The organism is Ideonella sp. (genome assembly GCF_044358605.1).
Lineage (GTDB): Bacteria > Pseudomonadota > Gammaproteobacteria > Burkholderiales > Burkholderiaceae_C > Ideonella.
Window position 1 is genome coordinate 34,604 of sequence record NZ_JBIKNQ010000042.1, and the last position, 12,347, is coordinate 46,950.

The window sequence follows — 12,347 nt, forward strand, 5'->3', positions numbered from 1 at the left end:
GTCTAGAGCTTGAGAGCTTTCGTCGCAACAGACTGCAACAGAAGCTCAGGCCCGACGAAAAACGGCCGGGGAACACCCGGCCGCTGTGCTGTGAGTAAGGGGGCTTAGCCCTGCAGCAGCCGCAGCACCTGCTGGGGCAACTGGTTGGCCTGGGCCACCATGGCGGTGCCGGCCTGCTGCAAGATCTGCGCTCGGCTCATATTGGCAGTTTCTTGCGCAAAGTCGGCATCCATGATGCGGCTGCGCGCTGCCGCCTGGTTCTCAACCGACTGCTGCAGGTTGGAGATGATGGCGTCAAAGCGGCTCTGTGTGGCACCAAAGGTGGCCCGCGTGTCGTTGACGGAATCCAGCGCGGTGTCGATGGCGTCGATCACTGTAGCAATGGCACCGGCACTGGCCGTAGCACCGATGGAGGCGGTCGACGCGGTGACGGCTGTGATGTCCGTTGCGCTCTTCATGTCCTCGGTGGTGACGTTGATCACGTCATCATTGGTGGTGTTGGCCCCAATCTGGAAGGTCAGCGTGGTCGCATCGGTCCAGAGGATGTTCTTACCGTTGAAGGTGGTACCGCCCAAGACTCGGCTGATTTCAGCCTGCAGCTCGGCAAATTCTTTGTTCAGCGATTCTTTGTCCGAGCTGCTGTTGGTGGCGTTGCGGGCCTGCACCGCCAGCTCACGCATACGCTGCAGCGCGTCGCCCACATTGGAGAGCGCGCCTTCTGCGGTTTGCGCCAGTGAGATGCCGTCGTTCGCATTGCGAACGGCCACATTCATGCCGCGCACCTGGGCGTTCATGCGTTCGGCAATCGCGAGGCCTGCGGCATCGTCTTTGGCCGAGTTGACGCGCAAGCCCGAAGACAGACGCTGCATCGACACAGCCAGTGACGACTGCGACGCGTTCAGATTGCGCTGCGCGTTGAGCGACGACAAGTTCGTATTGATGGTCTGTGGCACGTTGGCACTCCTGAAGATACAACCACACCCGGCGGACTGCCGGCTTGTTCAAACCCGCCACCGAAGCAGCGGGCCGCCTAAGCCCGGCACCTAGACACCGTCGAGACGGAACCGCTTTCGCAGTCCGCGGCTTACGCCAGTGCTTGTCGGACCACGCCTTCCAGCCGGAGAGACGTTGATGTGATTCTGGCGACGAGGCCTCGGCACTAAAGCGCCGAAATGAAGCGCTTTGTGCGTCTATCTTCAGACCCTCCAAACGTGGCAACGCCCCGTGCAGGCGGTGCTGCACGGGGCGTTGTGGGGGGCTTGCCGAGCGGGCCTGTGTAGGCCCTGGGAGAGGTGCTTATCGCAGCAGCGACAAGACCTGCTGGGGCAACTGGTTGGCCTGAGCCACCATGGCCGTGCCAGCCTGCTGCAGGATCTGCGCTCGACTCAGGTTGGCGGTTTCCGTCGCGAAGTCCGCATCGACGATGCGGCTGCGTGCGGAGCTCTGCGCTTCAACGGACTGCTGCAGATTGGCAATGATGGCGTCAAAGCGGCTCTGTGCAGCACCGTAGTCAGCACGCTGGTCATTCACCGTGTCCAGGGCCGTGTCAATGGCGTCGATCACCGTGTCAATGGCACCGGCAGAAGCCGATGCGCCGATCGAAGCAGTCGAGCCCGTGACGGAAGTGATGTCGGTGCGCGCATTCATGTTTTCGGACGCCACGGTGATGCGGTCATCCGCCGTGGTGTTGGCACCGATCTGGAAGTCCAGCGAGGTGGCCCCCGTGCCCAAGATGCTCTTGCCGTTGAAGGTGGTACCACCCATCACGCGGGTGATTTCCGCCTGCAACTGCCCGAACTCCTTGTTCAGCGAGTCCTTGTCGGAGCTGCTGTTGGTGGCGTTGCGAGCCTGGACAGCCAGTTCACGCATACGCTGCAGCGCGTCGCCCACTTTGGAGAGGGCGCCTTCTGCGGTTTGCGCAAAAGAGATACCGTCGTTGGCGTTGCGGATCGCGACGTTCATGCCACGCACTTGAGCGTTCATGCGCTCGGCGATGGCCAGACCGGCAGCGTCGTCTTTGGCTGAGTTGATGCGAAGGCCTGAAGACAGGCGCTGCATCGACACAGACAGTGACGACTGCGATGAATTGAGGTTGCGCTGCGCATTGAGCGAAGCAATGTTGGTGTTGATGGTTTGCGGCATGTGACACTCCTTGAGGTTTCCAAAAGCCTCCGGTAAAGCACCGGCGTAAACAAAACTGCTACGTCAGCGCCAGGTGCTCCTCCGATCGGGTGATGCCTTCGCATCGCCTGACCCTTGGGTCTCTCACCGGACCGCAGTGATCGCGATGGCGACCCCTGTTGTGCTGGATATCGGAGTGGTCAAAAGCAAACTTGAGAAATTTTTTTGTGCGTAGAACAAGGTGCTTTTTTGAGGAGCACCTTGTTCAAGGGAGTGGCCGGTTCCGGCTTACGAAGAATTGTTGATAGCCGGGGGTGCCGGCGATCCCTTACCCGGGATCAGGAAACCGTCATCGAAGCAGTGAGAGCACGGTCTGGGGCAACTGGTTGGCCTGGGCCACCATGGCCGTACCCGCCTGCTGCAAGATCTGCGTGCGGCTCAGATTGGCCGTCTCCGCCGCGAAGTCCGCATCCATGATCCGGCTGCGGGCAGCGCTCTGGGCCTCTACCGACTGCTGCAAGTTGCCAATGATGGCTTCGAAGCGGCTCTGGGCGGCACCAAACTCAGCACGCTGGTCATTGATGGTGTCGATGGCGGTGTCAATGTCGTCGATCACAGCGTCAATGCCGCCGGAGGTTGTCGATGCACCGATCGCCGCACCCGATCCGGTGATGGCCGAGATGTCGCTGTTGCCCACCATGTTGGCGGTGGAAACGGTCACGCGGTCGTCGGTGTTGGTGTTGGCGCCGATCTGGAACTCCATGTCAGTCGCCGTGGTGCCCAGCAAGCTCTTGCCGTTGAAGGTGGTCCCGCCCAGCACGCGGCTAATTTCGCTTTGCAGCTGGGTGAATTCCTTGTTCAGCGAGTCTTTGTCAGAGCTGCTGTTGGTGGCATTGCGGGACTGCACCGCCAGCTCACGCATACGCTGCAGGGCGTCGCCCACTTTAGAGAGTGCGCCTTCAGCCGTCTGCGCCATGGAGACACCGTCGTTGGCGTTGCGCACCGCCACGTTCATGCCACGCACCTGGGCGCTCATGCGCTCGGCGATGGCCAGACCGGCGGCGTCGTCCTTGGCGGAGTTGATGCGCAAGCCCGAAGAGAGGCGTTGCATCGAGGTGGACAACGAGTTTTGCGACGCGTTGAGATTGCGCTGTGCGTTCAGCGAACCAATATTGGTGTTGATGGTCATGGGCATGTCAGTACTCCTTCTCGGGGTATCAAAAAACGAGGTCCTGGTGGACTTTCGGTTGCGCCCCCGGATGAAAGTGGTTGGGGCCGTGAATTGCTTTTCGGAGGGGTGATCGCAGAACTTGAGGGTTTTTTGTGCCGCTTTTCATCGCATCAGTTTTGGTGCCTGGTTCCGAGCCCCCTGTTGCGCCCAGAGATGGCTGGAAACCTGACTTCTTTTCGGCGCTTATCGCGAGAGACTGAACCCTCAAGCTCAGGCGATGACTGCTCTGCCCCCTTCTGCCGTGTACCGCGTCGCCCTGGTGATGATCGTGCGTGACGAGGCCCCCCGCATCAGCCGTGCGATCCAAAGTCTTCTGCCTTGGGTGGATGAATGCGTGGTGCTGGACACCGGCTCGCGCGACAACACCGTGGCCTTGGCCCAAGCCGCTGGGGCCCGGGTCGGCCACTTCACCTGGTGTGACGACTTCTCTGCCGCGCGCAACGCCGCGCTAGAGCTCGCTGGTGCCGACTGGCATGTGGTGCTGGACGCGGACGAGTGGCTGGCCAGTGGCGGCCCCAGCCTGGCCGCGCTGCGCCAACAAGCGCCCGCCTTTGTCGGCCAGGTGCGCGTGGACAGCCACTTTGGCGAGGGCGACGAGCGCGCCCCCAGCTGGCTGCCCCGCGTGCTGCCCGGCTGGGTGCGCTATGAAGGCCGCATCCACGAACAACCGCGCCGTGGCCCGCCCACTCAGCGCCTGCCCGTGGTGTTTGAACACCTGGGCTATGCCCCCGCTGCCTTGGCCCAAAAGGCCGGCCGCAATGCCGCCTTGCTGGGCGAAGCGCTGAAGGACAGCCCCGACGACCCCTATCTTTGGTACCAGCTGGGCAAGGACCATGATGTGTACGAGCGCTGGGCCCAAGCCATTGATTGCTTTGAGCAGGCCTGCAAGGCCCTGCCCCCGCAAGGCCCGCTGCCCGCTTGGCGGCACGACCTGGAAGTGCGTTGCTTGCACGCTTTGAAGCGCGCAGGCCGCCATGCTGAGGGTGTGCTGCGGGCTGAAGCGGGCTTGGGCCTGTGGAGCCATTCGCCCGACTTCTTCTTCGCTTTAGGCGACCTGCTGCTGGACTGGGCCACCCAAGACCTGAGCCGCGCCGACGAGCTGCTGCCCATGATTGAAGACGCCTGGCAACGCTGCCTGATGCTGGGAGAGCGGCCCGACCTGGAAGGCTCTGTGGCCGGGCGTGGCAGCCACCTGGCCGCCCGCAACCTGATGCTGCTCTATCAAGTGTTGGAGCGCCCCGAAGATGCCGCCGCCCTGAGCAGCCTGGCCCAGCCGCCCGCCCCCACCCGTTTGGAACAGGCCTTGCCCGGTGCTGTTTATCAACCCGCCGCCTCGCCGCCCGCTGCGGCAGCATCTGCCCCATGAAGAACACCCGCCAACGCGCCGAGGCGCACCGCCAAGCCGGCATCAAGGCCATGCAGGCCCGCGCCTGGGCACAAGCCCGCAGCGAGTTTGAACGCGCCACCCAACTGGCCCCGCAAGACGGCCTGATGTGGATGAACCTGGCCCGGGCGCATTTGCAAACCGGCGACCTGCCCGCAGCCACCGAAGCGGCCCAGCACGGCCTGCACGTCAACCCACGCGATCCGCTGGCCTGCCGCCTGGTGGCCGAGTGCCTGGGCCGCACCAACCGCTTTGAAGAAGCGGCGCTGGTGTTTGACCAGTTCCCCGCCGACGCCCCACGCGACCACGACTGGCACAACGCCCATGGCAATGCCCTATTCCAATCACGCCGCTTGCAAGACGCCGTCAGCGCTTTCTTTCAGGCCCTGGCCTTGAAGATCGATGCACCGCTGTCGCACTACCGCTTAGGCCTGTGCTTCAAAGACCTGGACATGGTGGCCGAGGCGACCGAGTGCTTTCGCACCGTGGTCACGCTGGACAAAGGCTCGACCCGCGCCTTGGCGCTGTCGCTGCTGGTGCATGAAGGCCGCCAAAGCTGCGACTGGAGCCGGGTTGACGAAGACACCGCCGCCCTGCTGGCCGCGCTGGACGACACCGACACCAGCGTGGCCCAATTGCTCTCGCCCTTTGCCTTGCTGGCGGTGGACGCCACCCCGGCCCAGCAAAAGCGCATTGGCCAATTGCGTACCCACGGCCTGGCCAGTGCGGCCAAGCCCCTGCCCGCCCCCGGCCCGCGCCGGCCTGGCCCCATCCGCATTGGCTATTTGTCGAGCGACTTCCACCAGCACGCCACCGCCGTGTTGATGACCGAGCTGCTGGAGCGCCGCGACCGCCAGAACTTTGAGGTCTGGCTTTACTCCCACAGCGTGGACGACGGCCATGCCATCACCACCCGCGTGCGCGCCGCTTGCGACCACTTTGTAGACGTCAACCATTGCCACGCGGGCGAAATTGCCCTGCGTATGCGCGAAGACGACATCGACATTGCCGTGGACCTGAAGGGCCACACCCGGGGCAGCCGCTTTGAGCTGCTGGCCTATCGACCTGCGCGTGTGCAAGTGGCTTACCTGGGCTACCCGGCCACCACGGGAGCTGACTTCATCGACTACATCATTGGCGACCCGGTGGTGACGCCGCTGGCCCACGCCGAAAACTACACCGAGCACATCGCTCAGTTGCCCGACAGCTACCAGCCCAACGACCGCCAGCGCGCCCTGCCCCCGGCCCCCAGCCGCGCAAGCCTTGGCCTGCCGGAAGATAAAGTGGTGTTGTGCTGCTTTAACCAGACCTACAAGCTCTCGCCGCACATGCTGGACCTGTGGGCCAAGATCCTGCACCAAGCCCCGAACACCGTGCTGTGGATGCTGGCCTGGAACCCCCAAGCCCGCGCCCGCCTGGACGCCGAGCTGCTGCAACGCGGCATCGGCAAAGAGCGCGTGCTCTGGGCGCCCAAGCAAAACCTGGCCGAGCACATTGCCCGCCTGCGCGCTGCCGACTTGTTCTTAGACACTTGGCCTTGCAATGCGCACACCACCGCCAGCGAGGCCCTGTGGGCCGGCGTGCCTGTGTTGACGGTGCCCGGCGCTACTTACGCCTCTCGTGTGGCCGCCAGCCTGGCCACCGCCTGCGGCCAAGCCGAGCTGGCCTGCGCCAGTGAAGCCGACTACGTGACCACCGCCGTGGCCCTGGCGCAGAACCTGCCGCGCCTGCGTGCCCTGCAACAGCACCTGGACACCCAGCGCCTGCACCTACCGCTCTTTGACACCAACCGCTACGTGCGCCACTACGAAGCCCTGCTGACGCGCATGTTTGAGCGCCAGCAAGCGGGGCTGGCGCCAGGGGCGTTGAAGGCGGAGTTGTTGGTGCGGGGGTGAAGGCGGACTAGCGCATCACTTCGGGACGAACTGAACAATCTCGCCGTTGTCGCGCTTGTAGTGCATCACGCCTTTGACCAAGCGCACGTCATTGCACGTTCTGTCCCTGCCCCGCAGTTGGCCACACAGCTTCCCCTCTTCAACTTGCCACTGGCCGTCCCCATTGAAGCCACGGCTGGTGTTGATGAAGAAGTAGCCATTCGACTTGTACTCAAGCCGCCAGCTGGTGCCATCAGCCAGCTTCACGTCGTGGACTTTGTCTTCCACGTACTTGCGAATGTCCGCGTTGCTCATACTTTCGCCGCCCTGAGGAAACTCTTGGGCCAGCGCGGCGCCATGAAGCGCCACGAGGGCGGCGGCTGCAAGCCAGTTCATTTGCTGTGACATCGTCTCTACTCCAAAAGATGTATTGGGCAGGCCGGATGGCCCGGAAGGCGCTACACCACTTGGTTTGGGTGACAGCCACCACCTCAGGTAGGACTAGGCGTTCAAAGCTGCGCCCCCGCTGATGGCGCCGATTGTGAGCGGCATCAAGTTCAGCGGATTCCTCAGCTTTGTGGATGCAGGGCGTGCTCTAGACCCAGGAACGTCGGCCCGCAGCGGATTGCGGGTGGTCCACATCGTCTCGGACGCCAAAAGCAATGGCCCCGCTGTGATGGCCGCTGTAGCAGCAACAGCGCCCCAGCATCAGGCGGTAAAGCTGTGCTGCGCGATCAACAGCTAAAGCGCTTGCGCATACACCAACAGACCATCGCGATAGACCTTCGCTTCGTGATACGGGAAGACATGATGGCCGCAATGCTCCGTGAACACAGCGACTGCCCGCTTGGCTTCGCTGGCAATGTGAAACGCCCAATTGAACTGCACGACGGAGCCATCCATCAGTTCGATCCGCAGTTGACCATGGGGAAAATCGAACCACGGCCTCAGCTGTTGCTGAACATCTTCCACCGATCGACCGAAATACGCCGCGAGCTCGGGCGCCCACTCTGCTTCAAGTTGTTGCGCTAAGGAAGGAACTGGGGACATGCTTTTGAAAGTCGAGCCAACCGGCGCTGCGCGGCACTATCGCGCAGCGCCCAGCGACTGAAAGAAGCGATGTTGAGCACCATGTTAGGGCTGTGGCTCGTGGAAAATGTGCCAAGCATCTCGAAGCCCTTGCTCTTGCAGAATGTTGGGGTGAATGCCGGGCATCTTTGGGTCGAGGAACCACTTCGAGAAACGTTCAGGTTCGCTGAAGAGAACCGCCCCCGGAACGATAAAGTATTCGACGGCTTCCCCCGGCTTGTTCAGCAACACGAACACGTATATGTGCTGTGGCTTGACTCGGGTGTGAGCAATGAGGAAAAAAGTTTTCTTGCGGAGCGCCTTGACCTGAACCGTGAATGTGCGTCCGGTTTCTTCGTTGAAGGCCAAGAGATCGATGGCTTTGGCGTTGCCAAATGTCACCGATGTTTGCAGCCCTCGCTTCAAGAGCTCGGCTGCTACGAAAAGCTCACCGGCGAGGCCTGTCACTTGACCATCAGCTCTCTTTGCTTTCGGTTTGACTTCTGACTCGCTCATGGGAACTTTAACGCTCATCATCAGCGAATTCCGCTGAATGCTGTTCTCGGGCATCGCCCTCAAGAGTGCGCAAACCAATCCAATCGGAAATTCGCTTCAGCACCGAAGGCGCCATCGTCTCTTCAATGACCTCATATTCCGCTATAGATCCGGTTGTTGCAGTCTGAAAGAGGTGGTTCAAGCCACGACATTCTTCGAGTGTGACATCAGAATTCCCTGCTGCCGACAATGCCTCCCAAAGCACCAGCCTATGAATGGCCGGAGGAACCTGAATGTCGAGCTCGCCGAAGAGAGCCAGTACGGGGCAGCGAACACTTCTGAAATAAGACGCAGGCTCGCATTGCAAGAATGATCGAAACGCCGGGGCCATCACGGTATCAGCCATCACAGCAATGTGCGTTGCCACGGCGGCATCATCGACCGAATTGTCCGGCCAAGATTTCAGGTGGGAGGCGAGAACAGAAAGAATCCGCTCGCGTGCAGGCTCCTGTCCGATCGTGCTGTTTAGAACAGCAAACACCTCTTCGTTCATTCGCCGCTCGTGCGCCACTTGTGCCTCGGTAGCTCCTGCCTGCCGGGAGATGCGCGCTGCCTGTTCGTGGATAGTCTGCTCGCCCGGAAGTGCCGGACACCCCATGAGCACTATCAGTGCAAGCTGTTCGTAACTCGTCGCAGCGGCCGCCGCCAACAAAGCCCCCTCGCTATGGCCGATGAGGCCAAGTCGGCTCGCATCGACTCCCTTGTGCGCTGCCAGAAAATCCAGCGCCAAGTGCACATCCTGCAGTAGTTCGTTGTGCGTGCACTGATCCTTGTCTCCCGTCGATTCGCCAACACCGCGATCATCCAATCGCAGCACGGCAATTCCGGAACGGGTCAGGTGATCCGCGAGGACGAAAAAAGGGCGATGTCCACATAACTTCTCGTCGCGGTCGTGCGCACCCGATCCTGGAATGAGTAGGACGGCGGCGGTCCGTTGGCCTTCTTTCGGGAGGGTCAATGTGCCCGCCAATCTAGCGCTTCCCCTGTCACTTGCCAGCACGACCCCCTCTACCGTGTAGGGGAGTGGCTCGGTAGGCTCTTGCGGTCGAGATGGCATTCCTTTACCCGATTCCTAGTGAGTGATCGAGAAACCGAACGCTGGAACTCGTCAGGAGCATCAATCGCGAAGCGATTGATTGGTCCACTTGAGCGAGCAGTCGTCCCAAGCAGCGGCGGGCGATGGCCGCATCGCTCTGCTCGTCGGATCGGTGGGCTTTGGGTGGACTACCGCAGGAAGGCAGTTGCGCGCCGTTCGAGTTCAGCCACCCCGGCTCCCTCCGGGTCTGCTGGTCGCCCCTTCCGCCACAGGCTTTTTCTCCTCTTTTTTCTTTTGCTTTTGTTTGGGCTTTTGTTTCTGAGTATTCGCTGATTCAGTCTTTTGTTTGCTAACTGCCGCCCCGTCATCAGCAGCCATTGCTGTGGGTGAAAGCAAGCTACCAACGACTATCGCAGTGCACAACGCTAAAGAAGTCTTCATGATTCATCCCACAAAAAAGAGCCTACGGAAACAAGCATAAGCATGACTCAAAACTTATGCCGGGCATCGGCTCACTGAGCTGCTGCCGGAGTTCCGGGCACCGACCTAAGCTCCTCGAGCTTGTTTGAACTGTACTGGACTGACTGAGTTCCTGCCAAGCCAAACCCAGGGTCAGCCGAAGATGGCGTTCGTCCAAAATCGAGGTTTGAGGCAGCTCCAACGCATCACGCGTCACCGCCCGCCTGCAGCAGATCATCAGCGGCCCGCTCACCCTGACTGAGCCCAGGGCCGCCAGCCGCCGATCCAGGCTCGGATCAATCTACAGCGGCAACACCTTCATCTCAGTCTCCCCGGGCTTGTCCAACAAACGGCTCAGGTCGCGGCTTCGCTTCGCTGCGCGCGACCTAGCCCTCATTCATTAGGCCGCAACGCGTTTAGCTCGCAAGTAGACAACGGTTGCAAACACTACCTCGATGAGGCCGCCCGCCAGAGCGCTGACCGCTACGGGTGCTCGGAGCAGGGCGAGTGCGATTCCGGCGGCGCACAAAGCTACGCCTAAGATCCAGTACAAAGACAACCCATAAACCGTTTGGAAAGTGAGATACCGGCCGCCGATGACCAAGAGCATTGCCGGGAAAAACCATTCGATACGTAGCGCGGAAATGCCGAACGCTATGGCAATGCCTGCCAGCATCCAGAAGGTGCCCTCCATGGCCAACCGAGCAAGTGGATTGCGGGGTTGATGCGTTCCTGCGCTGCCGAGTGCCCTTGTGATGAGGACGCCCACTGGATGAATGAAAGCGCCGGCGATTAGTAGGGTCCAGACGGCGGCACTTGCTGAAACGGTGAGTGCTACTGCCGCAGCAGACAGCCAAGCCACAGATGAGGCTGCTATGCCTGGTGCACCATGGAGATAGCCGGATCGCATGTCGGCTTGCGCATCGGAGAAGCTGTATTCACTCATTGGCGAGGTGGGTAGGTGTTGACTTTGCGGTCTAACGAATAGCGTTTATCTGCCGCGCCACCCAGGCCGGAGACTGCACAGCCACTGATCGCGGCAGATAAACCCGGTTGAACTGAACCATGTGGTGTCGGTGGCAGGCAGCGCCTCGGTGGGTACTGGGGGTTTGAACCTTTGGCCCCCGCTGATGCTACGCATTATCACCAGCGTCGAGGCCCGCAGACTCCAGATTTGCCACTAGCGGTGGGGTTGGCATCCTCAGTTTCTGGGATGCCGTGGACGGGCTGCAGGCCTTGCGCTCGGTTGCACCGGCTTCGGCGCAAGCTCGCCCCACTCGGCCTGCCGACTGCGCAGCGATAGCGATGAACCACGGCAGAGCAGCTCACGGTGACGGCCCCCTGGCGGTGCTGGCTGGCCGCCCTTACCATCCCCGCCCGACTCAGTGCATAGCCACTCGGTTGCGCGGCTTGCTTAGTCTGACCCACCACAACACACCCCAAGCTGCGCCACGCTGCAAGCCGTTCAACCCGACAAACCCAAGCAGTTGGAGGCAACCGTGCACTGACAGCTCGACCTCCGCCACATTCATCCCACACGGTCTGAACTTCTGACAAGCAAAGCTCAGGGTCAGCCCAAGGTGGCGTTCGTCCAAAATCGAGGTTTGAGGCAGCTCCAACGCATCCCGCGTCACCGCCCGCCTGCAGCAGATCATCAGCGGCCCGCTCACCCTGAGCCTTTTCGCCGCCAGCCGCCGATCCAGGCTCGGATCAAACTACAGCGGCCACACCCTCATCTCAATCTCACCGGGCTTGTCCAACAAACGGCTCAGGTCGCGGCTTCGCTTCGCTGCGCGCGACCTAGCCTTATTCGTTGAGGCGTCACTCGCGGACCTTGACCTCAAAGCCATACTCCATGAGCTTGTCTGCAATGTTCTGCTCATAGCCATCCTTCGGCCGCAATTGCCAGACGCGAAAGAGGTCCCTCTTGGCTTGAACCCTGTCGCCCAAGGCCTCGTATGAGAGTGCGCGATAGAAGTGCGCATAGCCATAGTCTGGCTGTTTGGGTATGCCGAGTGTGAACGCTTCAATGGCCTCACGATGACGACCAGCTCGTTGAAGCGTTTGGCCCGTGTGGTAGTAGACGGCCATTCCTGGGCCGGTTCCAGGTCCATCTTCATCAAAAGCCTTTGCAGCTTCCAGTGCTGCAAGCGCCTCAGTGAACCTGCCGTCTTCTCTCAGGTATGCGCCGAGCATCACGTGCGCCCACACGTCAGTGGGTTTCGTGAGCGAAATCGAGCGTTGCTGATCCCGTGCTGCCTCGCGCCATCGCTTGAGATCCGCAAGTGCGGAGGCCCTCAGTTGAAGGCCAAAGGCTTTGTGCTCTGCAGGAAGGTTCTCCTCGAGGCACAGGTCTAGATGAGGAATGGCGTCAGCATTGCGCTTCTCCTTGACGGCGGAGAACCCCAAGAAGCACGACTTTGGTAGATCGAGTGCCAACGCAACTGGAGTTGCGGTTACGAGGAGAGCTGCGAGGAGAGATGGTAGGAACGTGCGCATGGGTGTGATTGTGACGATTAGACAAGATGGCTTCGTAGATTCGGGCGGCCCATCTCCAGCGCGATCGTAGGTTGCAGGCCATGGGCCTGCCGAGCTACACCAATGCACCTGGCAGGTGTT

Annotated in this window: 13 protein-coding genes; 3 read left to right on the forward strand and 10 right to left on the reverse strand. The window is 61.2% G+C overall.

All coding sequences use genetic code 11. The annotated features are described in order from the left end of the window. Positions 1–104 precede the first annotated feature (104 nt). From ACIQ3Q_RS15005 to ACIQ3Q_RS15015, 3 genes are all read right to left on the reverse strand, one after another. Complete coding sequence (locus tag ACIQ3Q_RS15005) at positions 105–953, reverse strand: flagellin domain-containing protein (protein WP_396269950.1); 849 nt, start codon at positions 951–953, stop codon at positions 105–107. 343 nt (positions 954–1,296) lie between these two features. Further along, a complete protein-coding gene (locus ACIQ3Q_RS15010) occupies positions 1,297–2,142 on the reverse strand; it encodes a flagellin domain-containing protein (RefSeq protein WP_396269951.1) in 846 nt (281 codons plus the stop codon). Positions 2,143–2,470: 328 nt separating this feature from the next. After that, positions 2,471–3,316, reverse strand: a complete 846-nt coding sequence (locus tag ACIQ3Q_RS15015) for a flagellin domain-containing protein (RefSeq protein WP_396269953.1) — start codon at positions 3,314–3,316, stop codon at positions 2,471–2,473. A gap of 253 nt (positions 3,317–3,569) precedes the next feature. Here ACIQ3Q_RS15015 and ACIQ3Q_RS15020 point away from each other — a divergent pair, with 253 nt between their 5' ends. Together ACIQ3Q_RS15020 and ACIQ3Q_RS15025 are read left to right on the forward strand one after the other, a co-directional pair. Next, the gene (locus ACIQ3Q_RS15020; RefSeq protein ID WP_396269954.1) at positions 3,570–4,718 is read left to right on the forward strand and encodes a glycosyltransferase; all 1,149 of its coding nucleotides are present in this window, start codon (positions 3,570–3,572) and stop codon (positions 4,716–4,718) included. Then, the gene (locus ACIQ3Q_RS15025) at positions 4,715–6,631 is read left to right on the forward strand and encodes a tetratricopeptide repeat protein (RefSeq protein WP_396269955.1); all 1,917 of its coding nucleotides are present in this window, start codon (positions 4,715–4,717) and stop codon (positions 6,629–6,631) included. The genes ACIQ3Q_RS15020 and ACIQ3Q_RS15025 overlap by 4 nt, the downstream gene beginning before the upstream one ends. A 15-nt stretch (positions 6,632–6,646) precedes the next feature. Here ACIQ3Q_RS15025 and ACIQ3Q_RS15030 read toward each other — a convergent pair whose 3' ends face one another. Next, positions 6,647–7,018, reverse strand: coding sequence for a hypothetical protein (locus tag ACIQ3Q_RS15030; RefSeq protein ID WP_396269957.1), 372 nt, complete (start codon positions 7,016–7,018; stop codon positions 6,647–6,649). Positions 7,019–7,139: 121 nt separating this feature from the next. On the opposite strand from ACIQ3Q_RS15030, the gene ACIQ3Q_RS15035 reads away from it, so the two are divergent. After that, positions 7,140–7,355, forward strand: a complete 216-nt coding sequence (locus tag ACIQ3Q_RS15035; protein ID WP_396269958.1) for a hypothetical protein — start codon at positions 7,140–7,142, stop codon at positions 7,353–7,355. Here ACIQ3Q_RS15035 and ACIQ3Q_RS15040 read toward each other — a convergent pair. The 6 genes from ACIQ3Q_RS15040 to ACIQ3Q_RS15065 all read right to left on the reverse strand — a co-directional run bounded on the left by ACIQ3Q_RS15040 (position 7,352) and on the right by ACIQ3Q_RS15065 (position 12,137). Then, complete coding sequence (locus tag ACIQ3Q_RS15040) at positions 7,352–7,660, reverse strand: hypothetical protein (RefSeq protein ID WP_396269959.1); 309 nt, start codon at positions 7,658–7,660, stop codon at positions 7,352–7,354. The genes ACIQ3Q_RS15035 and ACIQ3Q_RS15040 overlap by 4 nt on opposite strands. 84 nt (positions 7,661–7,744) lie before the next feature. Then, complete coding sequence (locus ACIQ3Q_RS15045) at positions 7,745–8,194, reverse strand: hypothetical protein (RefSeq protein ID WP_396269960.1); 450 nt, start codon at positions 8,192–8,194, stop codon at positions 7,745–7,747. Positions 8,195–8,201: 7 nt separating this feature from the next. Beyond that, the gene (locus ACIQ3Q_RS15050; RefSeq protein WP_396269962.1) at positions 8,202–9,290 is read right to left on the reverse strand and encodes an alpha/beta hydrolase family protein; all 1,089 of its coding nucleotides are present in this window, start codon (positions 9,288–9,290) and stop codon (positions 8,202–8,204) included. Positions 9,291–9,491: 201 nt separating this feature from the next. Further along, entirely contained in the window at positions 9,492–9,710 is a 219-nt protein-coding gene (locus ACIQ3Q_RS15055; protein ID WP_396269963.1) for a hypothetical protein, read from the reverse strand. 418 nt (positions 9,711–10,128) lie between these two features. After that, positions 10,129–10,674 (reverse strand): DUF7010 family protein, encoded by a 546-nt coding sequence (locus tag ACIQ3Q_RS15060; RefSeq protein WP_396269964.1) that lies wholly within the window; start codon positions 10,672–10,674, stop codon positions 10,129–10,131. An 875-nt stretch (positions 10,675–11,549) separates the two neighbouring features. Next, positions 11,550–12,137, reverse strand: a complete 588-nt coding sequence (locus tag ACIQ3Q_RS15065) for a tetratricopeptide repeat protein (protein ID WP_396269965.1) — start codon at positions 12,135–12,137, stop codon at positions 11,550–11,552. Positions 12,138–12,347: the final 210 nt, after the last annotated feature.

Excerpts from the sequence above, each read along its gene's own strand:
- ACIQ3Q_RS15010 (WP_396269951.1), bottom strand. The coding sequence starts at position 2,142 with ATGCCGCAAACCATCAACACCAACATTGCTTCGCTCAATGCGCAGCGC.
- ACIQ3Q_RS15015 (WP_396269953.1), bottom strand. The coding sequence starts at position 3,316 with ATGCCCATGACCATCAACACCAATATTGGTTCGCTGAACGCACAGCGC.
- ACIQ3Q_RS15020 (WP_396269954.1), top strand. The coding sequence starts at position 3,570 with ATGACTGCTCTGCCCCCTTCTGCCGTGTACCGCGTCGCCCTGGTGATG.
- ACIQ3Q_RS15025 (WP_396269955.1), top strand. The coding sequence starts at position 4,715 with ATGAAGAACACCCGCCAACGCGCCGAGGCGCACCGCCAAGCCGGCATC.
- ACIQ3Q_RS15030 (WP_396269957.1), bottom strand. The coding sequence starts at position 7,018 with ATGTCACAGCAAATGAACTGGCTTGCAGCCGCCGCCCTCGTGGCGCTT.
- ACIQ3Q_RS15035 (WP_396269958.1), top strand. The coding sequence starts at position 7,140 with ATGGCGCCGATTGTGAGCGGCATCAAGTTCAGCGGATTCCTCAGCTTT.
- ACIQ3Q_RS15040 (WP_396269959.1), bottom strand. The coding sequence starts at position 7,660 with ATGTCCCCAGTTCCTTCCTTAGCGCAACAACTTGAAGCAGAGTGGGCG.
- ACIQ3Q_RS15045 (WP_396269960.1), bottom strand. The coding sequence starts at position 8,194 with ATGAGCGAGTCAGAAGTCAAACCGAAAGCAAAGAGAGCTGATGGTCAA.
- ACIQ3Q_RS15050 (WP_396269962.1), bottom strand. The coding sequence starts at position 9,290 with ATGCCATCTCGACCGCAAGAGCCTACCGAGCCACTCCCCTACACGGTA.
- ACIQ3Q_RS15055 (WP_396269963.1), bottom strand. The coding sequence starts at position 9,710 with ATGAAGACTTCTTTAGCGTTGTGCACTGCGATAGTCGTTGGTAGCTTG.
- ACIQ3Q_RS15060 (WP_396269964.1), bottom strand. The coding sequence starts at position 10,674 with ATGAGTGAATACAGCTTCTCCGATGCGCAAGCCGACATGCGATCCGGC.